The organism is Cobetia sp. PDI-23MA (assembly GCF_059507735.1).
Map to the genome: position 1 here is coordinate 900048 of NZ_CM183352.1, position 26112 is coordinate 926159.

General features: G+C 64.2%; 23 protein-coding genes. 8 read left to right on the top strand and 15 right to left on the bottom strand.

What is annotated here, in order from left to right; translation table 11 throughout:
- Positions 1-255 precede the first annotated feature (255 nt).
- Entirely contained in the window at positions 256-1197 is a 942-nt protein-coding gene (gene glsB, locus AC5WNJ_RS03875; RefSeq protein ID WP_054555045.1) for a glutaminase B, read from the bottom strand.
- 350 nt (positions 1198-1547) lie between these two features.
- Here glsB and AC5WNJ_RS03880 point away from each other — a divergent pair, with 350 nt between their 5' ends.
- Both AC5WNJ_RS03880 and AC5WNJ_RS03885 read left to right on the top strand, forming a co-directional pair.
- Positions 1548-1787, top strand: coding sequence for a DUF2061 domain-containing protein (locus AC5WNJ_RS03880; protein ID WP_176676366.1), 240 nt, complete (start codon positions 1548-1550; stop codon positions 1785-1787).
- Positions 1788-1849: 62 nt separating this feature from the next.
- The gene (locus AC5WNJ_RS03885) at positions 1850-2959 is read left to right on the top strand and encodes an amidohydrolase family protein (protein ID WP_253062412.1); all 1110 of its coding nucleotides are present in this window, start codon (positions 1850-1852) and stop codon (positions 2957-2959) included.
- 137 nt (positions 2960-3096) lie between these two features.
- Here the strand turns inward: AC5WNJ_RS03885 and purH are convergent, their stop codons facing one another.
- The 8 genes from purH to dsbD all read right to left on the bottom strand — a co-directional run bounded on the left by purH (position 3097) and on the right by dsbD (position 12026).
- A complete protein-coding gene (gene purH, locus AC5WNJ_RS03890) occupies positions 3097-4674 on the bottom strand; it encodes a bifunctional phosphoribosylaminoimidazolecarboxamide formyltransferase/IMP cyclohydrolase (RefSeq protein ID WP_495930431.1) in 1578 nt (525 codons plus the stop codon).
- Between the two features lie 62 nt (positions 4675-4736).
- Complete coding sequence (gene fis, locus AC5WNJ_RS03895; protein WP_043331993.1) at positions 4737-5033, bottom strand: DNA-binding transcriptional regulator Fis; 297 nt, start codon at positions 5031-5033, stop codon at positions 4737-4739.
- The gene (gene dusB / locus AC5WNJ_RS03900; protein WP_495930432.1) at positions 5030-6064 is read right to left on the bottom strand and encodes a tRNA dihydrouridine synthase DusB; all 1035 of its coding nucleotides are present in this window, start codon (positions 6062-6064) and stop codon (positions 5030-5032) included. The genes fis and dusB overlap by 4 nt, the downstream gene beginning before the upstream one ends.
- Positions 6065-6266: 202 nt before the next feature.
- Positions 6267-7181: a 50S ribosomal protein L11 methyltransferase gene (gene prmA / locus AC5WNJ_RS03905; protein WP_495930433.1), complete on the bottom strand. Its 915-nt coding sequence runs from the start codon at positions 7179-7181 to the stop codon at positions 6267-6269.
- Between the two features lie 123 nt (positions 7182-7304).
- Positions 7305-8645 carry an acetyl-CoA carboxylase biotin carboxylase subunit gene (gene accC, locus AC5WNJ_RS03910; protein ID WP_176676371.1) on the bottom strand — a complete coding sequence of 447 codons (1341 nt, stop codon included), beginning with the start codon at positions 8643-8645 and terminating at the stop codon, positions 7305-7307.
- Positions 8646-8664: 19 nt separating this feature from the next.
- Entirely contained in the window at positions 8665-9141 is a 477-nt protein-coding gene (accB, locus tag AC5WNJ_RS03915; RefSeq protein WP_495931018.1) for an acetyl-CoA carboxylase biotin carboxyl carrier protein, read from the bottom strand.
- A gap of 172 nt (positions 9142-9313) precedes the next feature.
- The gene (gene aroQ, locus AC5WNJ_RS03920; protein ID WP_495930434.1) at positions 9314-9754 is read right to left on the bottom strand and encodes a type II 3-dehydroquinate dehydratase; all 441 of its coding nucleotides are present in this window, start codon (positions 9752-9754) and stop codon (positions 9314-9316) included.
- Positions 9755-10010: 256 nt separating this feature from the next.
- Entirely contained in the window at positions 10011-12026 is a 2016-nt protein-coding gene (gene dsbD / locus AC5WNJ_RS03925) for a protein-disulfide reductase DsbD (protein ID WP_495930435.1), read from the bottom strand.
- A 529-nt stretch (positions 12027-12555) separates the two neighbouring features.
- Here dsbD and AC5WNJ_RS03930 point away from each other — a divergent pair.
- The gene (locus tag AC5WNJ_RS03930) at positions 12556-13659 is read left to right on the top strand and encodes a DUF2333 family protein (RefSeq protein ID WP_495930436.1); all 1104 of its coding nucleotides are present in this window, start codon (positions 12556-12558) and stop codon (positions 13657-13659) included.
- 133 nt (positions 13660-13792) lie between these two features.
- Here AC5WNJ_RS03930 and ppa read toward each other — a convergent pair whose 3' ends face one another.
- Entirely contained in the window at positions 13793-14323 is a 531-nt protein-coding gene (gene ppa / locus AC5WNJ_RS03935) for an inorganic diphosphatase (RefSeq protein ID WP_043331979.1), read from the bottom strand.
- A 266-nt stretch (positions 14324-14589) separates the two neighbouring features.
- Between ppa and AC5WNJ_RS03940 the strand changes: the two genes are divergently transcribed.
- Both AC5WNJ_RS03940 and AC5WNJ_RS03945 read left to right on the top strand, forming a co-directional pair.
- Positions 14590-16317, top strand: coding sequence for a bifunctional protein-serine/threonine kinase/phosphatase (locus tag AC5WNJ_RS03940; RefSeq protein WP_175088252.1), 1728 nt, complete (start codon positions 14590-14592; stop codon positions 16315-16317).
- 47 nt (positions 16318-16364) lie between these two features.
- A complete protein-coding gene (locus AC5WNJ_RS03945) occupies positions 16365-17027 on the top strand; it encodes an NAD-dependent epimerase/dehydratase family protein (RefSeq protein ID WP_495930437.1) in 663 nt (220 codons plus the stop codon).
- Between the two features lie 98 nt (positions 17028-17125).
- Here AC5WNJ_RS03945 and AC5WNJ_RS03950 read toward each other — a convergent pair whose 3' ends face one another.
- Complete coding sequence (locus AC5WNJ_RS03950) at positions 17126-18388, bottom strand: 6-phosphofructokinase (protein WP_176676376.1); 1263 nt, start codon at positions 18386-18388, stop codon at positions 17126-17128.
- A 194-nt stretch (positions 18389-18582) separates the two neighbouring features.
- On the opposite strand from AC5WNJ_RS03950, the gene mpl reads away from it, so the two are divergent.
- The 3 genes from mpl to AC5WNJ_RS03965 all read left to right on the top strand — a co-directional run bounded on the left by mpl (position 18583) and on the right by AC5WNJ_RS03965 (position 21390).
- The gene (gene mpl, locus AC5WNJ_RS03955; RefSeq protein ID WP_495930438.1) at positions 18583-20025 is read left to right on the top strand and encodes a UDP-N-acetylmuramate:L-alanyl-gamma-D-glutamyl-meso-diaminopimelate ligase; all 1443 of its coding nucleotides are present in this window, start codon (positions 18583-18585) and stop codon (positions 20023-20025) included.
- Positions 20022-20675 (top strand): flavin prenyltransferase UbiX, encoded by a 654-nt coding sequence (locus tag AC5WNJ_RS03960; RefSeq protein ID WP_495930439.1) that lies wholly within the window; start codon positions 20022-20024, stop codon positions 20673-20675. The genes mpl and AC5WNJ_RS03960 overlap by 4 nt, the downstream gene beginning before the upstream one ends.
- An 85-nt stretch (positions 20676-20760) precedes the next feature.
- Positions 20761-21390: a LysE family translocator gene (locus tag AC5WNJ_RS03965; RefSeq protein WP_495930440.1), complete on the top strand. Its 630-nt coding sequence runs from the start codon at positions 20761-20763 to the stop codon at positions 21388-21390.
- A gap of 96 nt (positions 21391-21486) precedes the next feature.
- On the opposite strand, the gene AC5WNJ_RS03970 is transcribed toward AC5WNJ_RS03965, so the two are convergent.
- From AC5WNJ_RS03970 to AC5WNJ_RS03985, 4 genes are all read right to left on the bottom strand, one after another.
- On the bottom strand, positions 21487-22365 hold the full coding sequence (locus tag AC5WNJ_RS03970; protein ID WP_495930441.1) for a DMT family transporter: 879 nt from the start codon (positions 22363-22365) through the stop codon (positions 21487-21489).
- 123 nt (positions 22366-22488) lie between these two features.
- Positions 22489-23961: a bifunctional DedA family/phosphatase PAP2 family protein gene (locus tag AC5WNJ_RS03975; protein WP_495930442.1), complete on the bottom strand. Its 1473-nt coding sequence runs from the start codon at positions 23959-23961 to the stop codon at positions 22489-22491.
- Complete coding sequence (locus tag AC5WNJ_RS03980; protein WP_253062456.1) at positions 23958-24917, bottom strand: diguanylate cyclase domain-containing protein; 960 nt, start codon at positions 24915-24917, stop codon at positions 23958-23960. The genes AC5WNJ_RS03975 and AC5WNJ_RS03980 overlap by 4 nt, the downstream gene beginning before the upstream one ends.
- The gene (locus AC5WNJ_RS03985; protein WP_253062458.1) at positions 24917-25933 is read right to left on the bottom strand and encodes a hypothetical protein; all 1017 of its coding nucleotides are present in this window, start codon (positions 25931-25933) and stop codon (positions 24917-24919) included. The genes AC5WNJ_RS03980 and AC5WNJ_RS03985 overlap by 1 nt, the downstream gene beginning before the upstream one ends.
- Positions 25934-26112: the final 179 nt, after the last annotated feature.

Sequence of the window (26112 nt, forward strand, 5' to 3'; positions counted from 1 at the left end):
GTCTCGAGGGTCGATGGCACTATAAATGTCAGACCAAAGTGGCATGTCGCGGTCTTTTGGCGCAGATCAGGGCCAAAGACAGATGTGCTTTGTCGGCATTCTCTTACTTGTGGATATGCTTATTTACGCTACAGTCAAAGAGCGGGACCTGTGGTGATAGTCTTCAAGGATTGAAGACAGGGCGAGTGGCGTGGCGGACGCGACTCGCCCTTTTTTATGGCCGGATCTCGGCTATCGTACCTCAACCCTCACGTCTCACCCCAATGGCGAAAGCCCCATTCCCGCCACCAGCCCTTCCAATGCATGCCGCCCGGCAATCGAGTTGCCATAGCCGTCCAGGCGTGGTGACCAGACGCAGATGCTCATCTGTCCCGGCAGGATGGCGATGATGCCACCGCCGACACCACTCTTGCCCGGCAGCCCCACTCGCCAGGCGAAGTCGCCTGCCGCATCGTAAAGCCCGCAGGTCAGCAACAACGCATTGAGCTGGCGTGTCTCCAGCGGCGAGACCACTTCCTTGCCATCCAGCGGATTGACGCCACGATTGGCCAGGAAGGCGAAGCTGCGCGCCAGTTCCACGCAGTTCATCGACACCGAGCAGCTGTGGAAGTAGGTATCCAGCAGGTCATCCACGTCGGAATGCACATTGCCGTAGGCCTGCATCAGGTAGGCGAGCGAGGCATTGCGTGCCTTGTGGTCCATTTCCGAGCGCGCGACCTTTTCATCGAAGCCGATATCGTCGCTGCCGGACAGACGCCTGAGCTGCTCACGCAGGGTGTTCTGGATCGAGACGATGCGTGACACCAGCAGGTCGGTGATCAGCAAGGCACCGGCATTGATGAAGGGATTGCGCGGAATGCCGTTCTCGACCTCCAGCTGCATGATCGAATTGAACGCCTGGCCGGAGGGTTCACGGCCGACGCGCGACCAGATCTCGTCGCTCTCCAGGCGCTGCATCGCCAGTACCAGCGCATGTACCTTGGAGATCGACTGGATCGAGAAGCGAGTATGCGCGCTGCCGGCGTACTGGACACGGCCATCGACATGGCAGACGGCGATGCCGAACTGGTCAGGGTCAACCTGCGCCAGTGCCGGGATATAGTCCGCGACCTTGCCCTCGTTGAAGCAGCGGCTGGCATCATCGGACAGGCGTTCGAGCAGTGTCTGGAGAGCATCGGGGTCGAGTGGCGGCGTCATGGCAACCTTGAAGCAGCGGTAGAGGGAAAAGGGCGTGAAGCTGGCCCGGCCATCGTGACAACGGCGCCATCGGGTGACAGGCCGATAATGGCGCCAGAGACCGGCAGAGCATTCTAGCGGATATGACCGCAGCTGGCGCGCTCGATGCCGCTGGCAGTCCCTGCCCTCAGGCCGGCTCAATCGCGTGATAGTTGACGCTTATCAGCCAGGTAGTGCAAAGTGATTTCTACATGCAGTTGAGAATCGTTATTGTTGGTACATCAAAGCAGCACGCAGCTGCCTGACCCCATGACATGCGACGCGCTGAGGCTCAGCGTCTCGCTGAGTAGACCGCCCGGAGGGCAGCCAACATGATCAAGACATTGACCTTTGCCAGCATGCACTTCTCCATCGCCTTCGGTGTCACCTACCTGCTGACCGGCGATATCGTGGTCGGCGGCCTGGTCGCCATCGTCGAGCCGGCGGTCAACACCGTCGCCTTCTTCTTCCACGAGAAGGTCTGGAATCGCGTCACCGCGCGCCGCCAGCAGGCAGCTGAGCGCGAGGCAGACTCGCGAAATCCCATGAGCGGGGCGGCGCTGGCGGGCTGAAGCCGCTTGCGCGTGGCGAGGATGCGCCGCAGAATCGAGCGACCTTTTTCCCGGAGCTCCCCATGCTGAAGCTTGCCCCTCGCACCGCCCGTTCCTCTCTCCCTGCCAGGGCCTCTTGTCCTGCCCGCGCCCGCCAGCGTCCTCTCGTCCAGGGGGCGTTGGCGTTGCTGCTGGGGCTTGCCGGCAGCCTGACTGCTCTCGAATCCGTGTCAGCCGACGAGACGCGCGATTATCACTACAGTGACGCCCATCTGCACTTCGTGGACTTCTTCCAGCAGGGTGAGGGGCTGGGGGCCTTGCTGGATGCCATGGACGAGGCGCAGGTCGATCACGCCCTGGTCACGGGCATCGGCGTCGCCAAGAAATGGCAGCAGGACGCACCCAAGAAACCACGTTACTACATGGGCGATGATGCGCCGGTCTACTGGTATTCCGGTACCGATTACATCCTGGCCGAGGCGCTGACTCGCGCGCCCGAGCCGGTACAGGCGCGTTTCTCGCCATTCATCACCGGCTTCAACCCCACCGATTTGAACGCCGCCGACGAGATCCGCCAGTTGATGGCGATCTATCCCGGCTTCTGGAAGGGTATCGGGGAGGTCTTCACGCGCCATGATGATCTGACGCGTCTGACCGAAGGCGAGACGCCGCGCGCCAATCATCCTGCCTTGATGAAGGTCTATGCGCTGGCGGCAGAGAAAGGCCTGCCGGTGATGATCCATTCCAATATCACCAGCAAACGGGAAGGGCATGAGGGCCTGTACCTCGAGGAATTCGAGAGTGCGGTGCGCGACAATCCGAACACGACCTTCATCTGGGCGCACGCCGGGACCAGTGCCGAGCTCAATCGCCGTCTGGGGCGCATGACCTGGCTATACGGCGAGGTCGAGCGCATGCTGGAAACCTATCCCAACCTGAATATCGACCTGTCCTGGTCAGTGCTGGAACCCTACCTGCTGGACGATGAAGGGCAGCCGCGCGCGCGCTGGGTCAAGCTGGTCGAGCGCTTCCCACAGCGCTTCGTGCTCGGCAGTGACGTGGTCGGGCGCTTCGGCTCGGTGGGCGATATCCTCGCCAGCTATACGCCCTTCCTCGATGCGCTGTCGCCACAGGCGGCGCGCAATGTTGCGCGCGACAACTTCCTGCGCTGGGTCAATCTGCCGGTCGAATGACCTCGTTCCTTGCCGTCTGCGCATGAAAAAGCCCCCGCCAGCGATTATTCGCTGACGGGGGCTTTTGCGTGAGCGCTAGTCTATACGCTCGTGCAAGTCACCGTGCTCGTGCATGCCACTGAAGTACTGACATCTGATCAGTGACGGAAGTGACGCATGCCGGTGAATACCATGGCGATGCCGGCTTCGTTGGCCGCATCGATGACTTCCTGATCGCGCATGGAGCCACCCGGCTGGATGACGGCAGTGATGCCGGCTGCCGCGGCGGCGTCGATACCGTCGCGGAACGGGAAGAAGGCATCGGAGGCCATCACGGAGCCCGGCACTTCCAGACCTTCATCGGCGGCCTTGATGCCGGCGATCCTGGCGGAGTACACACGGCTCATCTGGCCGGCGCCCACACCGATGGTCTGGCCATCCTTGATGTAGACGATGGCGTTGGACTTGACGAACTTGGCGACTTTCCAGGCGAAGGTCAGGTCGTTGAGTTCCTGCTCGCTCGGCGCACGCTCGGTGACGACCTTGAGCTCATCACGGCCGACCATGCCCTGGTCGCGGTCCTGGACCAGCAGGCCGCCGGTGACACGCTTGAAGTCATGACCGCCGGTACGCTCGGCCGCCCAGGCATCCGCGACGTCGAGCAGGCGCACATTGGCCTTGGTAGCGACAATGGCCGCCGCCTCATCACTGATGCCCGGGGCGATGATCACCTCGACGAACTGACGCGAGACGATCGCCTGCGCGGTCTCGGCATCCAGTGGCACGTTGAAGGCGATAATGCCGCCGAAGGCGCTGGTCGGGTCGGTCTGATAGGCACGCTCGTAGGCGGCCAGGGCAGACTCGCCGATGGCGACGCCACACGGGTTGGCGTGCTTGACGATGACACAGGCGGTCTCGTCGAAGGCCTTGACACACTCGAAGGCGGCATCGGTATCGGCGACGTTGTTGTAGGACAACGCCTTGCCCTGCACCTGCACGGCCGTGGCGACGCTGGCCTCGGTGGCACCGTCCTCGACGTAGAAGGCCGCCTGCTGGTGCGGGTTCTCGCCGTAACGCATGTCCTGCTTCTTGCTCAGGCTGACGTTGTACTGACGCGGCAGGCCTTCGCTGCCGCCTTCGACGCGCTGGCCCAGCCAGTTGGCGATGGCGCCATCGTAGGCCGCGGTGTGCTCGAAGGCGGCTACGGCGAGGTCGAAGCGCGCGCCATCGCTGACGGCGTTGTCATTGGCATCCATCTCGGCGATCACGCGGTCATAATCCGAGGCGTTGACGACGATGGTGGTGTGGGCGTGGTTCTTGGCGCAGGAGCGCACCATGGTCGGGCCGCCGATATCGATGTTCTCGATGGCGTCTTCCAGCGAGCAATCCGGGTTGGCCACGGTAGCGGCGAACGGATACAGATTGACGATGACCATGTCGATGGGGTCGATGCCGTGCTCGGCCATCACCGCATCATCCTGGCCGCGACGACCGAGGATGCCGCCGTGGATCTTCGGGTGCAGGGTCTTGACCCGGCCATCCATCATTTCCGGGAAACCGGTGTGCTCGGACACTTCCGTCACGGCAAGGCCGTTGTCCTTGAGCAGGCGGAAGGTACCGCCAGTGGACAGCAGGGCGACGCCGCGGGCGTCCAGGGCACGAGCGAATTCGACGATTCCGGTCTTGTCGGAAACACTCAGGAGGGCGCGACGGATGGCTTGGGGCTTGGCTTGCATGATGCTCCACTCGTGGATCAACAAAAAGACGCCGGGGCACCTGTAAAGGTGCCCCGGCGGGGTCAGATCAGATCAAACTGCTTGAGCTTCTTGCGCAACGTGCCTCGGTTGAGGCCCAGCATGTCGGCGGCGCGGGTCTGGTTGCCCTGTGCGTGGGCCATCACCGCCTCCAGCAGCGGCGCCTCGACCTCGGCCATCACCATGGCATGCAGGTCGGTGACCTGCTCACCATCCAGGTGGGCGAAGTAGCGCGCCATGGAGTGCTCGACCGCCTCGCGCAGGGTCTGATGGTGCCGCACGGGCGTCATCAGGGTGGCCTGACTTGCGTCGTCGGGTGAAAGAGGGTGCCTGCTGGTCATGCTGCGTGACTTCCTTGCGTCTCTGTGCGGGCGACGCCTTCCGGCTCGCCGAACAGGCGGGTCAGGAACTGGCGCTGTTCTTCCGGCTCCTCGAGGGGATTGAAGTGGCGCTTGAGCTCACTGCCATCCTCGCGCGTCGCCAGATACCAGCCCACATGCTTGCGCGCGATGCGCACGCCCATGTAGTCACCGTAGAATTCGTACAGGGCCTCGAGGTGGGTGCGCATCACTAGGGCGCGTTCCGCATCGCTCGGGCCACAGGCTACCTGGCCGGTGGCCAGATAGTGATTGATCTCGCGGAAGATCCAGGGGTTGCCCTGGGCCGCACGGCCGACCATCACGGCGTCGGCGCCCGTATAGTCAAGCACATGTCGCGCCTTCTCGCCGCTGTCGATATCGCCATTGGCGAAGACCGGAATCGACACTGCGGCCTTCACGGCGGCGATGGTGTCGTATTCGGCTTCACCGGTATATTTCTGCTGGCGAGTGCGACCATGCACGGACAACGCCTGGATGCCGGCGTTTTCGGCCATGCGCGCGATAGTGATGGCGTTGCGTGTCTCTTCGCACCAGCCGGTGCGCATCTTGAGCGTGACTGGCACGTCCACGGCGCGCACCACGGCATCGAGAATCTCGCCGACGAGCTTCTCGTCGCGCATCAGGGCAGAGCCGGCGGCCTTGTTACAGACCTTCTTGGCTGGGCAGCCCATGTTGATGTCGATGATCTCGGCACCCATCTCGGCGTTGAGCGCCGCGGCCTCGGCCAGCATGGCGGCGTCACCGCCGGCGATCTGCACGGCACGCGGGCCGGGTTCGCCGGCATGGTTCATGCGCGTGCGGGACTTGACGGTATTCCACAGCCGCTTGTCACTGGTCACCATCTCCGATACCACCAGCCCGGCGCCCAGCTCACGACATTGCTGTCGAAACGGGCGATCGGTGACACCGGCCATCGGGGCCAGAATCACGCGATTGGGAAGCTGGTGTACGCCGATGCGGGGCAGGTCGGCGGGAAGCGGGGTATCGGTCATGGGGCTCGTGTCATGCGTGTGGTGTCAGGCGCGCGATTCACCTTGGTGCCAACGGATTCGCGGGGGCGTCATGATACCTAGAGCACCGCAGGGTTTGAAGGGCTATTTCATCCACAATGCATCGCGGATGCGTTCTCCCTGTGCGGCTGCGGCGCTCACGGCGTGGCTCATACGTGTTTTATGGCGTGTCTTATAGCGAGCTTCAGCCCATCAGCGGACGCTGACCATTGAGGCGTACCCAGCCATCGCGCTCGGTGGGCTCTTCCATGATCAGGCCAGCCTCACGATAGGCGTCGAGCACCTCCCCCGCCTGGGGCGCGAGAATGCCGGAGAGCGCCAGCCGGCCGCCCGGGGCGACACTGGCAGCAATCTGCGGAGCCAGTTCGACCAGCGGGCCGGCCAGGATGTTGGCGACCACGATCTGATAGCCCGCGTCCGGCAGGCGGTCCGGGTAGCACAGGGTCAGCTGGTCGCTGACGTCATTGCGCTGGGCGTTCTCACGCGAGGCCTGCAGGGCCTGCGGGTCGATGTCGGTGCCCAACGCATCCACCGCGCCGAGCTTCAGTGCGGCGATGGCGAGAATGCCGGAGCCACAGCCGAAGTCGAGCACGCTGTGCTGGGCGAGCTTGCCATCGACGGCCAGACCATCGAGCCATTCCAGGCACAGGGCGGTGGTCGGATGGGTGCCGGTACCGAAGGCCAGGCCGGGGTCGAGCATCAGATTGACGGCGTCGTGCTCCGGGGCATCGTGCCAGCTGGGCACGATCCACAGGCGCTGGCCCATCTTGAGCGGCTCGAAGCCATCCATCCATTCACGGGCCCAGTCACGGTCCTCGAGGATCTCGACCTCGATCTCCGGGCAGGGCTCATCGGGAATCAATGCCGCCCAGCCGGCCTTGACCCGCTCGCGCATGGCCTCGATGCCTTCGGTGCCATCCCACAGGCCGGTGAGGACAGTCTCGCTCCACAGCGGCGTGCTGCCGAGGTCCGGCTCGAACAGCGGTTGGTCTTCAGCATCCTGCAGCGTGATGGCGCAGGCGCCCTCTTCCATCAGCAGATGCTCGAGAATCTCGGCGTGGTCGGGGGCGATACGCGCCTTGAGTTGCAGCCAGGACATGGTGACTCCTGTCGATGGGCGATAAGAAAGGGGAGGAGGGCACAGACGACAGAAGGGCAGCCGAGGCCACCCTTCTGTCGTGCGTCCATCGGCAACCAGGTCACCGATCTCAAGCGGGGCGTCTTACAGGCCCAGCTTCTTCTCCAGATAATGGATGTTGACGCCACCTTCCTGGAAGCCGGCATCACGCACCAGATCCTTCTGCAGGTCAGTGTTGGTCTTGATACCTTCCACCAGCAGCTCGTCGAGGGCATTGCGCATGCGCGTCAGTGCGATCTCGCGGCTTTCGCCCCAGGTGATCAGCTTGCCGATCAGGGAGTCGTAGTGCGGCGGAACGGTGTAGCCGGAGTACAGGTGCGAGTCCATGCGCACGCCCAGACCGCCCGGCGCGTGATAGAGCTCGACCTTGCCCGGAGACGGCATGAAGGTGCGCGAATCCTCGGCATTGATGCGGCACTCGAAGGCGTGACCGCGCAGCTCGATATCTTCCTGCTTCACGGACAGCGGCAGGCCGGAGGCGATGCGCAGCTGTTCCTTGACGATATCGATGCCAGTGACCATCTCGGTCACCGGGTGCTCGACCTGAACACGAGTGTTCATCTCGATGAAGTAGAAGCCGCCGTTCTCGTACAGGAACTCGAAGGTGCCGGCGCCACGGTAGCCGATCTCGATGCAGGCATCGGTGCACGCCTTGAGTACCTTGGCACGCGCTTCTTCGTCCAGCTGCGGCGCCGGTGCTTCTTCCAGCACCTTCTGGTGACGACGCTGCAGGGAACAGTCGCGGTCATACAGATGGATGGCGTTGCCCTGGCCATCGGCCAGTACCTGGACTTCGACGTGGCGCGGGTTCTGGAGGAATTTCTCCATGTACACCGTGCCGTCGCCGAAGGCCGCGGCCGCTTCACCTTGAGTGATGCTCACCGAGGACAGCAGGCTGGCCTTGGAGTGCACCACGCGCATGCCGCGACCACCGCCGCCAGCGGCAGCCTTGATGATCACCGGATAGCCGATGCGCTCGGCGATGGCGTGCATCTCGTCTTCGTCTTCCGGCACCGGGCCGTCGGAACCCGGCACGGTCGGAACGCCGGCCAGCTTCATCGCCTCGATGGCCGCGACCTTGTCACCCATCATGCGGATGGTGTCAGCGCGCGGGCCGATGAAGGCGAAGCCTGAACGTTCGACCTGTTCGGCGAAGTTGGCATTTTCCGACAGGAAGCCGTAGCCCGGGTGGATGGCGTCGGCGTCCGTCACTTCGGCGGCTGCGATCAGCGCCGGGATGTGGAGATAGGATTTGGTAGAGGAGGCCGGGCCGATGCACACAGCTTCATCCGCCAGGCGGACGTGCATCAGGTCGCGGTCGGCCTTGGAGTGCACCGCTACCGTCTTGATGCCCAGTTCCTTGCAGGCGCGAAGGATGCGAAGGGCGATCTCGCCGCGGTTGGCAATCAGTACCTTGTCGAGCATGGTGACGTGTCCGTTGGGATCAGGAAATGACGATCATGGGCTGGTCGAATTCAACCGGCTCGCCGTCTTCGATCAGAATGGCTTCGACGACGCCATCCTTGTCGGCTTCGATTTGGTTCATCATCTTCATGGCCTCGACGATGCAGACGGTATCACCTTTCTTGACGCTCTGGCCGACTTCGATGAAGGCCTTGGAGCCGGGTGCCGGAGACCGGTAGAAGGAGCCGACCATCGGGGAGTTGATGGTGTGACCCTGCGGTGCAGCCGGTACAGCCGGTGCTGCCGGAGCGGCAGGTGCGTCAGCGGCGCCAGCGGCTGCCGGAGCGGCCTGCTGCATCGGCTGCTGCATCATCGGGGCCTGCATCATCGGCTGCTGGGCGAAGCCCTGCGGATGGCGGCTGATGCGAACGGACTCTTCGCCTTCCTGGATCTCGATTTCGCTGATGTTGGACTCTTCGAGCAGCTCGATCAGCTTCTTGACCTTGCGGATATCCATGAAATTAATCCCGATGTGAATGTGGCTGGAAATGGGGTGTGCAGCCGTGATGGCGGCGGCTACGGGCGACAGCCCCGACGGCTGTCCCGACCATGGCGATGGCCGGTGAATCCTGGTGTCAGGCGGTGATGATGCCTGATGGTGGTGCGTGAACACCTCTCTGGACGTGCCCTTACTGCGCGAGATCGTCCAGGGCGGCGTCAAGCGCCATGTCATAGCTTCGAGCGCCAAAGCCCATGATCACGCCGCGTGCCACATCGGAAAGATACGAATGGTGGCGGAACGGCTCGCGGGCATGGGTGTTGGAAAGGTGCAGCTCGATGAACGGGAGTGCGATGCCGAGTAGCGCATCGCGCAGCGCAACGCTGGTATGGGTAAAGGCCGCCGGATTGATCAGGATGATGGCGGTGCCATCTTCACGGGCAAGGTGGATTCGCTCGATCAGTACATGCTCGGCATTGGACTGCAGCCAGTCCAGCTGATGGCCGGCCGCGCTGGCGCGCTGGACCAGATGCTGGTGGATATCCTCCAGCGTGGTGGTGCCATACACCTCGGGTTCACGGGTCCCCAGCAGATTGAGATTGGGGCCGTTGAGTACCAGGATGCGCGCCATGAAAGTCCCTTGTGTCAGCCGTGCTCGAGCACCAGGCTCATTGAGCTGTTAACCCATGAAGAAAATGCAAAGATACCGTCACTATCCACGACGTTTACCTATTGAGCGTAGGCTGTTGCCGTAGTGACGCGGATTTTGCCGAAATTCTCGAACGCTGTCCAGTTTGGCACTGAACCGAAGATTTTGCCGCATTCTTCGTCCTCGCGTGCGTCTCGGCAGCAACTGCCCCGCGCCGGGCGTGTGGCAGACACGCCGCTCAGTTCGCGCGCTGTGACGTGCCGCGCTGCTGATCCAGCACCGATGTCAGGTGCTGGCCGAGCTGGCTGGCGTTGACCTCCCCCTGAATGCGCGCCTCCTTGAGCTCGCGTTCATCGGCGAAGAACAGCAGGCTAGGAGGGCCGAACAGACCGTATTGCTTGAGCAGCGCCTGGGTCGCGGCCGCAGTACTGGTGACGTCGGCGCGAATCAGGTGGAACTGGCGCAACTGGCTGGCGACTTTGGGGAAGACCTCGCGCTCCATCACCTTGCACGAGATGCACCAGTCAGCGTAGTAGTCGACGAAGACCGGCTGGCCGCGGCTGGCGGCCAGTGCCAGTTCTCGCTCGAGCTCGCTCATGTTGCTGACGGTGGTGAAATCCAGTGACGTCTCGGTGGCCTGTCCGGGTGATGTGCCGCCAGTGAAGGGGGCCAGCGGGCGCAGCGGGTCACCTGCGCCGCCTGCCACGCCCAGCAGGCTGATCATGCCCCAACCCAGCGCGACCAGTCCCAGTGCCTGACGGGCACGCGCCCAGCCTCGGGTCTGTGCGCTGAGCGCCCCCAGCGCCACGCCGGTGCCGATGGCCAGAATGGCCCAACCCAGCACCGCCAGAGAGGCCGGCAGCAAGCGCTCGATCAACCACAGTGCCACCCCCAGCAGCAGGATACCGAAGGCCTGCTTGATGCCCTCCATCCAGGCGCCCGCGCGCGGCAGCAGGCTGGCACCGAAGGTGCCGACCAGAATCAACGGCACGCCCATGCCCAGCCCCAAAGCGAAGAGTGCCAGCCCGCCGGTCATGGCATCGCCACTGGCGGAAAGATAGACCAGTGCACCGGCCAGAGGTGCCGAGACGCAGGGCGATACCACGAGTACCGATAACGCGCCCGCCAGTGCCAGCCCGCCGGGGCCGGCGTTCATCAGGCGGCCTTGCAGCGTGTCGAGGCGTGAGTGCATGCCGCTGGGCAGGCGTAGAGTGAAGGCGCCGAACATGGCCAGCGCGAACAGAACGAACAAGGCAGCGAAGGGGATCAACACGGCAGGCGCCTGTAGATGCGCCTGCAGGTTGAGCCCCGCGCCGAACAGGCCCATCAAGGTGCCGGCCGCGGCGTAGGTCAGGGCCATGCCCAGGGCGTAGCTCGTCGACAGCAGCAAGGCGCGCGGGCGGCTGGGGCGCTGACCGACGATGATCGAGCTCAGGATCGGAATCATCGGCAGCACGCAGGGCGTGAAGGTCAGCCCGAGACCGGCGAGGAAGAACAGCCCCAGAGCCGTCAGCAGGCTGGCATCCGCGAACAATGCGCTGAAGCCGGCATCGGTGCCGCTGATCGGGGCTGTTGTGGTGCGACTGTCCGTCGACGCCGTCGTATCGCTCGACTGGCTGGCGGTTGGCATCAGCTGCGTGAAGGGGGCAGGGGCACTCTGCTCGCCGGCCTGCAGAGTGACGGTCTCCGGCGGATAGCAGAGCCCGGCATCGGCGCAGCCCTGGAAAGTGATGGAGAGCGGGATCGGGCCGCTGGCTGGTGTGTCATCACGCACTGCCTTGCCAGCGGAGGCGCTCATGAGCGGGATACGAATGACCAGCGCATCGTGGAAGACATGCACCTCGCCCATGTAGGGATCGTTCTTCAGCTCTCCCGGCGGAAGGTCGGCGTCGCCCAGAGCGACCTGGTCGCTGGTGGTCGCGAAGCTGAACTGATGCCGGTAGAGGTAATAGCCTTCGGCACTGGTGAAGCCGACATACAGGGTGTCGCCCTCGCGCCAGCTACGCGGCTTGAAGGCTTCATTGACCGGCAGGAAATCGCCCTGATTGCCGCTGCCGAACAGGCTGGACGCCGCACTGCTGGAGCCGCTGCCAGCGTTTGAACTTGAGCCTGAACTGAACAGACCGGCATTGGCGGGCAGCGCCGTCATTGCCTGCGCGATCACCAGAGCGATTGCCAGCAGGGTTGCCAGCAATGCAGGGCCCAGCAGGCGTGAGAACGCGGAGGGGCGTGCGCGGCCCGTTGGCAGCGCCATGCTGACTTTCAAGAACGAACGAAGCACGGAAGCATCCTTATACAGTGCCGAAAGAACATCCTGCAGGCCTCAAGGCACCGCAGTCTCGCGCCGCCATCATCCTGCTCTGGGGTGAGCGCTGGATCGAGAGCAGGCCCATCATCGCCGCGCACGGCTTGCACGCGGATGAATGTGCCACCATGTAGCAGACATCTCGCTCATGTGAGGGCGTGTGAGGACGTATCGGGGTCGAGTGGTGAAGCCGCCTGCGCGGGTGGCAGTCTGGCCCTCGGCTCTTACCGCGGCTCGGTCCTCGGCTCGGTTCACGACCAGGCCCGTGACCCAGCCCACAGTCCGGAGCGCATCGCACCTTGCTACAGAACCGGCACTTCACCGAGTGCGGCTGGCACGTGCAGGGGCGCATGATAGGATAGGACGTACGTCATGAGTACCGGCGCTGGATGCATCGGCGCGACTCATATCCGTTCAGGCAGGTCTGACTCGTCTCTCACACGGCTTTTTCTACAAGGCTTCATACAAGGAAGAACGCATGGCCCTATTCGGTAAAGGCAGCAAGCGCGGCGCCAATCGCGATGTGCTGGAAACGCCTCAGTATGGCTGGATCTGGAAACCACTGATCGGGCTGTTCGTCATTTACCTGCTGGTCTGTGTTGGCCTTGGTATCTACTGGAGCAGTGAACCGGACGAGTTCAACATCGATCAGGCCACGCGCACCGAACTGGCTCGCGTGCATGGTCTGGCCGCGCCGGTGGCCAAGGTCGAGGGTGAAGAGCCGGCACCGGCTTTCGAGACCCTGCCGACAGGCACCGCGACCGTCGCCACCCTGATGACACTCAACGATACTCTGCTGCACAAGCCGGGTGGTTATCTCAAGAATGATGTGGCGCCGCCGGGGCTGGTGCTCGACAACATGCCCAACTGGGAATATGGCGTGCTGGTGCAGGTACGTGACATGACGCGTGAGCTGCGCAAGGAATTCAGCCGCTCGCAGTCCCAGTCCAGCGATGACAAGGCACTGGGCAAGGCCGAATCCCTGCTGTTCATCGATGCCAATGCCTGGATGCTGCCGGAAGCCGAGCACGAATATGCCGACGCCAACCGTGAGCTGGGCGACTACCTGAAGCGTCTGAGCGATGACACCCAGAACAACGGCCAGTTCTACGCGCGTGCGGACAACCTGGTGGCCTGGCTGTCCGATGTCGAGAATCGCCTCGGTTCCCTGTCCCAGCGCCTGTCGGCCAGTGTCGGCAAGTCGCAGCTCAACCTGAGCCTGGCCGGCGACAAGAGCGCCACCTCGGCCAAGAGCACCCAGACGGAAGAAGAGATCAAGACGCCGTGGCTCGAGATCGACGACGTCTTCTATCAGGCACGCGGCACCTCCTGGGCGCTGATCCATCTGCTCAAGGCGGTGCGTCACGACTTCCAGGGCGTGCTGGAAGACAAGAACGCGCTGACCTCCATCGATCAGATCATCCGTGAGCTGGAAGCGACCCAGACCGACATCGGCAGCCCGGTCATCCTCAATGGCTCCGGCTTCGGCTTCTTCGCCAACCATTCGCTGGTGATGGCCAACTACGTCGCGCGTGCCAACTCCGCGATCAGTGACCTGCGCAGCCTGCTCGAGAAGGGCTGATCCCGTGACGTTCGATGCCGGCTGACGGTTCTCCTCACCGGTGTCGGGCGTGAGCTGGAAACGAAAAAGCCCCCGTCAATGACGGGGGCTTTTTGCATCGTGATGCCTGAATCGCGCATCACTTCGAAAGGACTCAGTCCTTCTGGTAGGCAGCGGCTGCCTTCTCGATCGCGGCACGGGCTGCATCAGCACCGTCCCAGGAATCGATCTTGACCCACTTGCCTTTCTCGAGATCCTTGTAGTTCTCGAAGAAGTGCGCGATCTGCTGACGCAGCAGTTCCGGCAGATCAGTTACTTCCTGGACGTCGTCGTACAGGGAGGTCAGCTTCTGGTGCGGGACGCAGACCAGCTTGGCGTCTTCACCGGCTTCGTCGCTCATGTTGAGCACGCCGACCGGACGCGCACGGATGACGCTGCCCGGTGCGACCGGATACGGAGTCACGACCAGCGCGTCGAGGGCATCGCCATCGTCGGCCAGGGTGTTCGGGATGTAGCCGTAGTTGGCCGGGTAGAACATCGGGGTGGCCATGAAACGATCCACCATGAGCGCATCGATGTCCTTGTCGATCTCGTACTTGATCGGCGCGTGATTGGCCGGAATCTCGATCGCTACGTAGACGTCGTTCGGCAATTCCTTGCCAGCGGGGATCTTGTCGAAACTCATTGTCGAGTCCTTGGGTTTGCGGGTTGAAGGCCTGCGGGTCAAAATTCCGCTGAATTATACGAACTGGCAGACCGTTTTGCCATCATGCCACGCTCGATCGCCTTGCGTTGCACCAACGAGTGGTGGCACTGCAGGCTGACTCGGGTAACACTTGGGGCCGTCCAGCGCGGCGCGACGGCGATTGTGCCTTTTAGCGTCGGGCTGACGCTGCGTCACCACCGCATGCATGAAACGTAACGGCAGGATCGAGACGCAAGGAGACCGCCTTGGCGGATGCAGAGCTTTCACTCAGTTACGGTCAGGCCTTCGTGGCTCCCGACCGCAAGCGTCATCGCAGCTCGATGTCGCTGGAGATACCGCTGGAGCGCGGCCCGCTGGCGGCCAAGGGTGGCTGCGCGCTGATCGCCGACACCACCAGCAAGAATGCGATTGCCAAGCAGGCCGGCGACCTTGCCGTGCGTGGCTTTCTGGCCGACTACTTCGCCACGCCTGACAACTGGAGCGTCAAGTATTCCGCGACCCGCGTGCTGCGGGCATTGAACAGCTGGTGTTACAGCCAGAGTCGCTTCGTGCGGGGCGGCAGTTACGTGACCTCGATTTCCGCGGTCGTCTTCCGGGGCCAGTCGGCGCATCTGTTCCATGCCGGTGACACGGTGGTCTTCCGGCTGCGTGGCGGCGAATTCGAGCAGATCTCGCGTGATCATGTCACCGATCTCGGCGGCTATCGTTATCCGTCGCGGGCGCTGGGCATGGATGTCAGCCTCGACATCGACTACATCGAGCTGCCGCTCAAGCAGGGCGATATCTTCCTGTTCACCACCCAGGCGGTTCGCGGCACTCTGCTGCCTTCCGATTTCGTGTCACTGATCCGTGATGACGTCTCGGATCTCGACGCCGCCAGTGAGCGCCTGGCCCATGCCGCGGCGGACCGCGCCGATGAGCGCGGCTACACGGCCGATCAGTTCTGCTTCCAGCTGGTGCGCATTGACCGCCTGGCGACTGCCTCTGACGATACGCCGGGGCGCGTCTATGGCGACCTTCCGGTACCGCGTGAGCTGGAGCCGGGCGACCGCATCGATGGTCTGGAAGTGCTGGAAGTCATGTCACGCAGCGCGCGGGTACGCGTCTACAAGGTGCGTGACCTCAAGAGCCGACGCGTGATGGTGATGAAGGCGCCCAGCCCGGAGTTGTCGCTCAAGAACGCCTATCTGGAGCACTTCCTGCTCCAGCAGTGGGTGGTGGACCGTGTCAGCTCGCCCTTCGTGGTCAAGGTGGTGGAGCCGTCACGTCCGCGTGATCACCTCTACTACCTGCTCGAGCACCTTGAGGCGCAGACATTGACCGAATGGGCGCGCATGCACCCGCAGGCCAATCTCGAGCAGCGCCTCGACATCGCGCGCCAGCTCGGCAAGGCCGTGCATGCTCTCAATCGTCGTGAGGTGCTGCACCAGCTGATTCACCCCGACAACGTGATGATCGACCGGCATGGCAAGGTGGTGCTGGTCGATTTCGGCGCCTGCCATCTGCGTGAGGGGGATGGCCATGAGAGCGCCGGTCCGCTGGCGCGTCAGGTCGGCCTGACCGAGCACAGCGCGCCGGAATATGCCCTTGGCGCCGATGTCAGTCGGCGCAGCGATCAATACGGCCTGGCTTCGGTGATCTACTGGTTGCTGACTGGCATGCAGCCCTACGCCCAGTCGATGGAACAGCTGCGCACCCATACCGACCTCGAACTGCTGGAATATCAGCCAGCCCGCATGCGCAATCCCCAGGTGCCACAGATACTGGACGATGCCCTCAGGCGCGCCCTGGACCCGCAACGTACCCTGCGCTATCGCCGCCTGTCTGAACTGCTCTACGCGCTGCGGCTGCCGCAGCAGGACCCCGGCAAGGCGCTGACGCCCTCGGAGGCGATACGTGAACCGGCCAATTTCTGGCAGGGCGTCGCCGGCATCCTGTTGTTGCTGCTGGTGCTGTCCTGGCTGCTCAAATGAGCGCGGAGACTGATGGGGGGCAAGGCCATGGTAGGAGGAATAGGTGCATGGGCCAGACCGCGATCGTGATCGGGGCGACCGGCGTGGTCGGGCGCGAGGTGGTGACTGAACTCATCGCGTGCGAGGCCGTCGCCCGAGTCGTCACGCTGACGCGCCGGGCGGCGCCTTGCGACTCTGACAAGGTCGAGAACCATGTGGTCGACTTCGCGCGACTGGAAGACTGGGCCGATTGCTTCCAGGCTGACCTGCTGTTCTCGTGCCTGGGCACCACGCTCAAGCAGGCGGGGTCGCTCGAGGCGCAGCGGCGTGTCGACATCGATCATCAACTGAGTGCCGCCCGGCTGGCGGCCGCCCGGGGAGTGGCGTACTACCTGCTGGTCTCCTCCAGCGGCGCCAATCACGCGAGCCGCAATGACTATCTCAGGATGAAGGGCGAGCTGGAAGTGGCCATCAAGGCGCTGCCCTTTGCGCGTATCAGTGTCTTCCAGCCGTCATTGCTGGTGGGGGAGCGCAGCGAGTTCCGTCTGGGCGAGACGCTGGCACGCCATCTGTTGCCGGCGCTCACCCGCTTGCCGGGCCTGCAGCGCTATCGACCGATCCGTGGCGCTCAGGTGGCGGCGCGTATGGTCGAGGTCAGCCAGCGTCAGCAGCAGGCGCATGCGGTGTACCGGCTGGAGGAGGTGTTCCCCCGACTCCCGCATGACAACTGACAGTCATCAAAAAGCCCCGAACAGTCGCCTGTGCGGGGCTTTTTTACACTCGCTTCACTGTCAGCGACGGATCGCTCAGACGCGTCAACGCCAGGCGATCAGACCGTGAACGGTGTCAGCTTCTTCTCGACCTTGGCCAGCGTGAGCCTGGCGACCGCCGGCAGGCCATTGACGAACGGCGGGAAGTCCTCGCCCTGGATCAGCGGCGACAGATATTCGCGGCAGGCGTCGGTGATGTAGAAGCCATCTTCGCTGATGAACTCCAGCGGCATGAACTTCTCATGGTTGGCGATCTTCTCCAGCGGCGCCTCGATGATATCCCAGGCGTAGTCAGCGCCATCGCCGAGGCGACGGATCGCCGGCATCACGGCGTTCTTGCCGGCCAGGGCCATCTCGACGGCGGCACGACCCGTGGCGTAGGCCTGCTCGACGTCGGTCTTCGAGGCGATGTGACGCGCTGCGCGCTGCAGGTAATCGGCCACCGCCCAGTGGTACTTGTAGCCCAGGTCCTGCTTGACCATGCCGGCCAGTGTCGGCGCGACGCCGCCCAGCTGACGGTGGCCGAAGGCGTCGGTGTTGCCGGCATCGGCCAGGAAGGTGCCATCTTCGTAACGCGCACCTTCGGAGACCACCACCACGCAGTAGCCGTGTTCCTTGACGCAGGCATCGACGCGCGCCATGAATTCCTTGCGGTGGAAGGCGACTTCCGGGAAGACGACGATGTGCGGCGGCTGGGTGGCATCTTCACCGGCCAGAGCACCGGCAGCGGCGATCCAGCCGGCGTGACGGCCCATGACTTCAAGAATGAACACCTTGGTGGAGGTGGCGCACATCGAGGCGATGTCGAGGCCGGCCTCGCGGGTGGAGGTAGCGATGTACTTGGCCACGCTGCCGAAGCCCGGCGAGTTGTCGGTGATCGGCAGGTCGTTGTCCACGGTCTTCGGCACGTGGATGGCCTGGATCGGGTAGCCCATGGTCTCGGCCAGCTGGGAGACCTTCAGGCAGGTATCGGCGCTGTCGCCGCCACCGTTGTAGAAGAAGTAACGGATGTCGTGGGCCTTGAACACTTCGATCAGACGCTCGTACTGGGTACGGTGGTCCTCGATGCTCTTGAGCTTGTAGCGGCAGGAGCCGAAGGCACCGCCCGGCGTGTGGCGCAGCGCGGCGATGTTCTCGTCGCTTTCCTGGCTGACGTCGATCAGGTCTTCGGTCAGGGCACCGATGATGCCGTTGTGACCGGCATACAGCTTGCCGATCTGGTCGCCGTTTTCACGAGCGGCTTCAATGACGCCACAGGCACTGGCGTTGATGACGGCGGTAACGCCACCGGACTGGGCGTAGAAGGCATTGTGCTGGGGCATGGGCTTCTCGTCTCTGCTTCCTTGTCATGGTCTTGAACGGGCTGGCGCTTACCCGCCGCATCATATCCGAAAGACATGACCCCTGCACGACGCCCGAATGCCACCGGGGGTGTCGTCCATCCCTGACAGGTCGCGTGCTACTCGCCGCCTGACGGGCATGCTAGGCTGCTCGGGCTTCCGGATTGGAGAAACAGATGCACCTTCACGTCATCGGTATTTGCGGTACCTTCATGGGCTCTCTGGCGCTTCTGGCGCGCGCGCGCGGTCATCGCGTCACGGGGAGCGATGCCAACGTCTATCCGCCCATGAGCACACAGCTGGCCGAGGCCGGTATCACTTTGATGGAAGGCTATGCGGCCGACAATCTCGTCCCCGCGCCTGATCTTACGGTGGTCGGCAATGCCGTCTCGCGCGGCAACCCCGAAGTCGAGGCGCTGCTCGAGCGCGGCCTGGCCTATACCTCCGGCCCGCAATGGCTATGTGACGAGATGCTGACCGGCCGTCCGGTGATCGCCATCGCCGGCACCCACGGCAAGACCACCACCGCGACCATGACCGCCTGGATTCTCGAATGTGCGGGCCTCTCGCCGGGCTACCTGATCGGGGGAGTGCCGCCGCAGCTGGGGGATTCCGCGCGGATCGGCGACCCCGGCGCGCCCTTCGTGGTCGAAGCCGATGAGTACGATACGGCCTTCTTCGACAAGCGCTCCAAGTTCGTGCATTACCGCCCACGCATCGCCGTGCTCAACAATCTCGAATTCGATCATGCCGATATCTTCCCGGACCTCGCGGCCATCGAGCGTCAGTTCCATCATCTCGTGCGTACCGTGCCGGCGGGCGGCAAGCTGGTGGTCGCGGCGGACGCCGTCGCCGGTGCCGAGGCGCTGGAGCGCGTGCTGGAGCAGGGCTGCTGGACGCCGGTCACACGCTTCGGTGATGAAAGTGGCATCGAGAACGCCGGTGGCGACTGGCGCTACCGCCTGATCAGTGCCGACGGCAGCCACTTCGCGCTGGCAGCACCGGGTGAGGATTCAGGTGAGGCGGATCGCTTCGTCGAGTGCCAGTGGGCGATGCGCGGACGTCACAACGTGGCCAATGCCTGCGCCGCGGTGGCCGCAGCCGTCGAATGCGGCGTGAGCCTCGCGGTGGCGCTGGAGGCGCTGTCGCGCTTCGCGCCGCCCAGGCGTCGCCAGGAGCTGCGCGGTGAGGTGGCCGGCGTCAAGGTCATCGATGATTTCGCACACCACCCGACCGCCATCGCCACCACGCTCGAGGGGCTGGCGCCGGGCGTGGCGGCCGAGGGGCAGGGTGGCCGTCTGTGGGCGGTGATCGAGCCGCGCTCCAATACCATGAAACTTGGCACGATGAAGGCGCGTCTGCCGGCCTCGGTGACGGCGGCGGATCGCGTCAGCTGGTTCGCGGGCCCCAGCCTCGGCTGGTCATTGGAGGAAACGGTCAGCGAGTGCCGTGCGCTCGGTGTGGAAGCGGAGGTCGAGCAGGACCTCGACGCCCTGATCGCGAAGATCGCCCATCAATCCCGCGCCGGCGACTGGGTGGTGGTGATGTCCAATGGCGGCTTCGGCGGTATCCACGAGCGCCTTCTGGCGGCGCTGGCAGCACGTGAAGGTGAAGCATGAAAACGCAAGCGACAGCCCCGGAGGGCGAGTTCAAGTCGGCGGTCACCGTCGCGCTGACCGGGGCCTCCGGCGCCCAGTACGGTCTGCGTCTGATCGAGTGCCTGGTCGCGGCCGGTCATGAAGTGATGGTGATGGTCTCCAAGGCGGCGCACATGGTGATCGTCACCGAGACGGACGAGGAGCTGCCGGCGCGCCCGGCGCGTCTCACCGAGGTGCTCACGCAGCGCTACGCCGCCAGGTCCGGCCAGATTCGCTGCTTCGGGCGCGAGGACTGGATGGCCCCGGTGGCCTCCGGCTCCGGCGCGCCGAGCGCCATGGTGGTGTGCCCGTGTTCCACGGGCTCACTGTCCGCGATCGCGACCGGGGCCAGCAACAACCTGATCGAACGCGCGGCCGACGTGGCCCTCAAGGAACGCCGCACGCTGATTCTGGTACCGCGCGAGACGCCGTTCTCGGCCATCCATCTCGAACACATGCTGAGTCTGACGCGCATGGGCGCCGTCATCCTGCCCGCCGCACCCGGCTTCTATCATCGCCCGCAGTCCCTCGATGACATGATCGATTTCATCGTCGCGCGCATTCTCAACCAGCTGGGCATCACGCATGCGCTGATGCCGCGCTGGGGCGAGGGGCATGTCAGCGGCGATTGAAGGGCCGTCAGTCGATCCGTTCGGGTGAGAGCTTGTCAGAGGCACCCCTCTGGCACTGCATCAGACTGTGCAAGGAGAGCAGGGAATGCTGAATTGGTCATTGTTGTCGGTGTTCGTACCGACGTTCTTTCTGGTCTCGCTGACGCCGGGCATGTGCATGACGCTGGCGATGACTCTGGGCATGACCCAGGGCGTCAAGCGCACGCTGTGGATGATGGTGGGCGAACTGCTGGGCGTCGGGCTGGTGGCGGTGTCGGCGGTGATCGGCGTCGCGACCATCATGCTGCGCTATCCGATGGTGTTCTCGGCCTTCAAGCTGGCGGGTGGTGCTTACCTGGCCTGGCTGGGGATCCAGATGTGGCGCTCACGTGGTCGCCTGGCCCTGGGGGTAGCAGGGGAGGATGCGGAGGCACCGCGCGCCTCGCGCCGCGCGCTGGCGGCACAGGGCTTCGTTACCGCGATCGCCAACCCCAAGGGATGGGCGTTCTTCATTGCGCTGTTGCCGCCGTTTCTGGATGCCAGCCTGCCGCTGGCGCCGCAGCTGATCGCGCTGGTCGGCATCATCCTGACGCTGGAATTCACCTGCCTGCTGCTCTATGCCGGCGGTGGCAGCAGCCTGGCGCGTTGGCTGGGGCGTGGCTCGCGTGTGCGCCTGATGAACCGCGTGGCGGGCACGCTGATGATCGGCGTGGGAATCTGGCTCGCAACCGGTTGATGTCGGCTTGACCGAGCGAAGAATTTCATCTTGTGAACACACCAATAAGGCCCGCCATTGGCGGGCCTTATTGGTGTGTTCAGGGGTGGCGCTGATTCAGCTGCGGCGCAGGGTCTCAAGTGCTGCCGCCGCCACGATGAAGCTGCCGCCGACCAGTGTCAGCCAGGTGGGCACCTCACCGAGAATCAACCACGCCAGCAGCACGCCGTAGACGGGTTGCAGGCAGCCGATCATGCCGACGGTCTTGGCCTTGAGGCCACCGAGGGCGAAGGTCATCAGCGCATGCGGCGCAGCCGTGAAGACTATGGCCAGCACCAGCATGGCGATCCCCGTCGAGGGGCTGGCATCCATGATCTCACCGGAGACGAATGGCAGCGTCAGCACCACGACGCCCATCGCCTGCAGGCTCATCGACAGCGCCGGATTGAGGTGGCTGAGACGGTAGCGCACCAGCAGATTGCGCGCCGCGAACAACAGGCCCGAGAACACGCCCCATAGCACTCCCGCCAAACTGTCACCCTGCGCGCTGCTGTCGCCGCCGGGGACGAGCAGCCAGACGCCTACGCAGACCAGCCCCGCTGCCGCCAGGTCCTTCGCTTTCAGGCGCGTGCCTTCCACCCAGGGCTCCAGCAGCACGATGAAGATGGGATAGGTGAACAGCGCCAGCATGCCGGTGGCCACGGAAGACACCTGCATCGAGTGAAAGTAGCTCACCCAGTGTGCGGCCATCAGCGCGGCGGCGATGCCCAGCAAGGCCCAGTCGCGCCCGCTCAGGCGCAGCGAGACATGCCACTTCAGGCGCGCCAGCCACAGCAGGAACAGCCCCGCCAGCAGGCTGCGCCAGGTAGTGATGTCGAGCGCCGAGAGAGGCACGCCTTTCGAGAACAGCGCCGTACCGCCGAGCAGCGCGATGCCGAGATGAATCGACATCAGTGCCTGGGGCTGGTTGGCGGGAGGGGCAGCAGGGCCGGGCATGTGGTTCCTCGTCATCAGGGGGGGAGTGATAAAGCCGCCATCGCGGGCGGCTCATCGGTTTACCGCGTTATCACGGCAACGTTATCGCGACGGCCTGAGCGGCAGCAGTCTGATCGCGACAGCCTAGAGCGGCAGCCAGACGAAGCGTGCCGCCAACAGCAACAGGCTCGCCATACTCAACCACAGCAGCGGGGCCGGCGAGTCTAGGGGGGGCGAGGGCTGGCGCACGAAGGCGGGGTAGCTGATGCGCACCAGCGCACAGACCAGCAGACCCAGGCAGGCGCCGCCCAGCACATCGCTGAGGTAATGGACGCCAAGCGTGATGCGCGACAGGCCGATCAGCGTACAGGCGGCGATGGCTGCCCAGTAGATCCAACGGCGTCGCGAGGAGGGCTGGCGCTCGGCGATGAAGGCGGCGGCCAGTCCGAACACCGCTACGCTGCCGGCGGCGTGGGCGCTTGGGAATGACATCGACCCTTCCAGGAAGGCGGGGGTGTCCGGACGCGGGCGCTGAATCAGGTGCTTGAGCACGGTATTGGCGCTGGCGATGCCCAGCCAGGCCGCCGTCAGATGCAACCATACCGCGTGGCGACCCTTGAGCAGCAGCCATACCAGCCACGGAGCCACGAGCGCCGCCAGGCCGGTACCATCGGCGAGGCGAGACAGCCCGAGGCTTGCCTCGCGCAGCCAGTCCTGGGGCAACAGTGAGGAGAGGCTAGCGGCCAGCGAGGCGGCCACGCGGTCGATCCACCACGGCTCGGGATGGGCCAGCACCGCCAGACTCATGGCGGGCACGCTGATCACCGCGAAGATCAGCAGTGCCATCGAGGCGAGCGGGAATTCGCCCTCGGGGTCGGGATGGCGCAGCTGCCACCACAGACGCCGCCCGGAGGGGCTGCGACGCATGCGACGCGCCAGCCAATGATAGAGGCGGCCCTCACGGCCCAGCTGGCGGCGCAGGAAGGAGAAGGCGAAGGCACAGGCGATCAGGCCGCTGGCCAGTCCGACCAGCAGGCCGTCGGCCCCTTCCGGCAGGGTGAACAGTGACTGCCAGGTCTGGCCCAGCAGATAGCCCGGCAGCAGGTAGGCCGGTGCCCAGGCCAGCGCCGAGAGGCCATTGACCAAGAAGAAGCGCGCCGGCGGCATGTCGAGCATGCCGGCGACCAGCGGGATGATCGGGCGTACCGGGCCGACGAAGCGCCCGAAGGCGATCGACCAGCTGCCGTGGCGATGAAAGAACTGCTGACCATGCTCGATCCACTCGGGATGTCGCGAGAAGGGCCAGCGGCCGGGCAGTTGATCGCGATAGCGGATGCCCAGCCAGAAGCTCACGCCATCGCCGATGATGGCGCCCAGCGCACCGACAGCCAGCAATACCGGCAGCGATAGTTCGAGGTGGCCGGCCAGTGAGGCGCCGGCGGTGAGAATGACCACGCCCGGCACCAGCAGGCCGATGATGGCGAGCGATTCAAGCAGTGAGACCAGGCCGATGACGGCGACAAGGGCTGCCGGGTGATCGCTCAGCGTGGTCATCAGGATATCGATCATCACACTGGGGTTCAGCCAATGCAGCAGTGACGCAAGGGTGTCGCTCATTCATTGAGATCCATCAGGGCAAGCTGGCTGGCCAGCAGGCGTTGCTCGAGTTTCTGGGTGGTGTCATCGGCCTTGTACGTCACCAGGCGCGCGCGGGCAATGATGGAGCCGGTTTCCGGCTGCGTGGCCGCTGCCAGCGCCGCGGTCAGGCGCTCGCGCATGATCAGTGCTCCCGCCTCGCCGGTATTGGGCAGCATCAGCCAGAAGGAGGACTTGTCGCTGCGGCACAGCAGGTCGCCCTGGCGCGAGACCTCCTGCATCACGTTGCAGGCCATCGCCAGGCATTCGACGCGCCTGTCTTCGCCGAACTGCTCGCCAAGCATGTCCAGTTGCGGCAGATAGACGACCAGAATGCTGAACGGTTGGTCCAACGCCCGCGCACGTGCCGCCTCACTGATCAGTCGCTGCTGGCCGGTGCGGGCATTGAAGGCATTGCACTCGGTTTCCTCGCTGGCGGTCAGGCTCATGATCCCCGCCTGCAGGCTGTTGATGACGAACGGCTGGCTGGCCACCAGCAGCAGACACAGGTAGCGCAGTATCTCGCCGAAGTTGTCTTCCTGCTGACCCAATAGCCATAGCCACAGCGGTGCCAGCACCAGATTGAGCAGCATCGCCGGTGCCAGGGGCAGCAGCAGCAGCGTCAGCACGCTGGGCAGCCCCAGCCACAGCGACATGCCCGGATAGGTGCCCGGCGCTTCGAGTGCCAGCATCAGATAGCTGGCGATCAGCGTCAGGTAGGAAGGCAGCGGCTGCTCATCATCGAGGTGATTGAGGCCGGCGGCAATCGCCATCAGCAGGGTGGCCAGCACCGGCGTCAGGATATGCTCGAAATCGCCCACCAGGTAGCGCCACAGGGCGTAGGTGGCGATCACCGCGGCGGCCAGCAGCATGATCAGTGTCTTGCGATTGGCGAGTTCCCGACGCTCGCTGTGCGCCAGACTGTGCAGAGGAGACATCAGTGATCATTCCCCCGCGATGGTGCCACGGCGACCTTGTCTGCCGCGCTGGCCTGTTTCAGGGTGTCTCGTCCGTCGTCTGACCGGGCTTCGTCTGAAAAAGCATCAGCATCGGCAGGCTTGCGAGGCAGTGGCGGCAGCAAGGTGATCGGATGAGGTTCATCGCTCAAGTGGGCACTGAGGCGCTTGAGGTCCAGCGCGCCGGGATCACTGTCGTTGAGAGGCTGCACACGGGCGCGGACCGGCATCGCGAGATGCTCGATCAACTGGCGACGACGCAGGCTGGCCATGCGCTCGCCGCGGGTGACCAGCAAGACGGCCAGTGCCCCGTCATCGAGCTGGTAGCGGGTTTCATGCGGCAATGCGGCGCTGTCGAGGGTATTCATCAGGCGACGGTTGGCCAGGCGGCCGGTCTTGACCGGTGCGAGCAGGATCAATTCGATATGGATGTCCTCGCGATCGGCACGGGCAATTTCCCGCGGCAGGTCTCGCATCAGCTGGTACTGTGACCAGATCGCGCGGCTGGAATCACGCCGACCACGACGCTCCAGCTGCATCCAGACCTGCTGCTGGCGTCGCCCACCGATGGCACCGAGCGCCATCAGGGTCGCGGTGATACCGATGCCCAGGCTCAGCCAGTCACTGCCCAGCTGGCTGAGCGCCAGCCAGGTGGTGACCAGCCCGATCAGTGCGCAGGCCGGTGCCAGCCAGCGTGGGCGCGGATAAAGCAGCAGGACGGCAAAGCCCCACAGCCACATCAGGTGCTGTTGCGGGGCCAGCAGCACCAGTGCACTCATGATCAGCGCGACGCTGAGCATCACCAGCGTACGGAACCAGCGCAGGGTGAACAGCTCGTGGGCGAGAGAGACCACCAGCAACATCGTGCCGCCCACCGCCAGCAACAGGGCAGTGAGCGTCAGGCCGATACTGATCTGTCGTGCCGCTTCCAGCAGCAGCAATACAGAGCCGAGCAGACAGACGAACTGACTGAGACGGACTTTGAACTTGATCTCCATGGTGACTTATATTGGCACCTTTGCCGTGGATGGCGCGAAATCGGCCGAATTCCCTGGCCGAACGGTCTGTGACGTGGGTATTGCCTGCACGCTTGCAGGATGCGACGGTGCTCCGATCATGCAACGTCGTCTGCAATAATGGCAGCATACCCCAAACGGCGAGTGACAAAAGTGTCTAC

Excerpts from the sequence above, each read along its gene's own strand:
- AC5WNJ_RS03985 (WP_253062458.1), bottom strand. The coding sequence starts at position 25,933 with ATGGAGATCAAGTTCAAAGTCCGTCTCAGTCAGTTCGTCTGTCTGCTC.
- ppa (WP_043331979.1), bottom strand. The coding sequence starts at position 14,323 with ATGAGTTTCGACAAGATCCCCGCTGGCAAGGAATTGCCGAACGACGTC.
- accB (WP_495931018.1), bottom strand. The coding sequence starts at position 9,141 with ATGGATATCCGCAAGGTCAAGAAGCTGATCGAGCTGCTCGAAGAGTCC.
- AC5WNJ_RS03970 (WP_495930441.1), bottom strand. The coding sequence starts at position 22,365 with ATGCCCGGCCCTGCTGCCCCTCCCGCCAACCAGCCCCAGGCACTGATG.
- dusB (WP_495930432.1), bottom strand. The coding sequence starts at position 6,064 with ATGACCGATACCCCGCTTCCCGCCGACCTGCCCCGCATCGGCGTACAC.
- glsB (WP_054555045.1), bottom strand. The coding sequence starts at position 1,197 with ATGACGCCGCCACTCGACCCCGATGCTCTCCAGACACTGCTCGAACGC.
- AC5WNJ_RS03880 (WP_176676366.1), top strand. The coding sequence starts at position 1,548 with ATGATCAAGACATTGACCTTTGCCAGCATGCACTTCTCCATCGCCTTC.
- purH (WP_495930431.1), bottom strand. The coding sequence starts at position 4,674 with ATGCAAGCCAAGCCCCAAGCCATCCGTCGCGCCCTCCTGAGTGTTTCC.
- AC5WNJ_RS03960 (WP_495930439.1), top strand. The coding sequence starts at position 20,022 with ATGAAAACGCAAGCGACAGCCCCGGAGGGCGAGTTCAAGTCGGCGGTC.
- aroQ (WP_495930434.1), bottom strand. The coding sequence starts at position 9,754 with ATGGCGCGCATCCTGGTACTCAACGGCCCCAATCTCAATCTGCTGGGG.
- AC5WNJ_RS03965 (WP_495930440.1), top strand. The coding sequence starts at position 20,761 with ATGCTGAATTGGTCATTGTTGTCGGTGTTCGTACCGACGTTCTTTCTG.
- AC5WNJ_RS03930 (WP_495930436.1), top strand. The coding sequence starts at position 12,556 with ATGGCCCTATTCGGTAAAGGCAGCAAGCGCGGCGCCAATCGCGATGTG.
- prmA (WP_495930433.1), bottom strand. The coding sequence starts at position 7,181 with ATGTCCTGGCTGCAACTCAAGGCGCGTATCGCCCCCGACCACGCCGAG.
- accC (WP_176676371.1), bottom strand. The coding sequence starts at position 8,645 with ATGCTCGACAAGGTACTGATTGCCAACCGCGGCGAGATCGCCCTTCGC.
- AC5WNJ_RS03885 (WP_253062412.1), top strand. The coding sequence starts at position 1,850 with ATGCTGAAGCTTGCCCCTCGCACCGCCCGTTCCTCTCTCCCTGCCAGG.
- AC5WNJ_RS03945 (WP_495930437.1), top strand. The coding sequence starts at position 16,365 with ATGGGCCAGACCGCGATCGTGATCGGGGCGACCGGCGTGGTCGGGCGC.
- AC5WNJ_RS03980 (WP_253062456.1), bottom strand. The coding sequence starts at position 24,917 with ATGTCTCCTCTGCACAGTCTGGCGCACAGCGAGCGTCGGGAACTCGCC.
- AC5WNJ_RS03950 (WP_176676376.1), bottom strand. The coding sequence starts at position 18,388 with ATGCCCCAGCACAATGCCTTCTACGCCCAGTCCGGTGGCGTTACCGCC.
- AC5WNJ_RS03975 (WP_495930442.1), bottom strand. The coding sequence starts at position 23,961 with ATGAGCGACACCCTTGCGTCACTGCTGCATTGGCTGAACCCCAGTGTG.
- mpl (WP_495930438.1), top strand. The coding sequence starts at position 18,583 with ATGCACCTTCACGTCATCGGTATTTGCGGTACCTTCATGGGCTCTCTG.
- dsbD (WP_495930435.1), bottom strand. The coding sequence starts at position 12,026 with ATGGCGCTGCCAACGGGCCGCGCACGCCCCTCCGCGTTCTCACGCCTG.
- fis (WP_043331993.1), bottom strand. The coding sequence starts at position 5,033 with ATGACCAGCAGGCACCCTCTTTCACCCGACGACGCAAGTCAGGCCACC.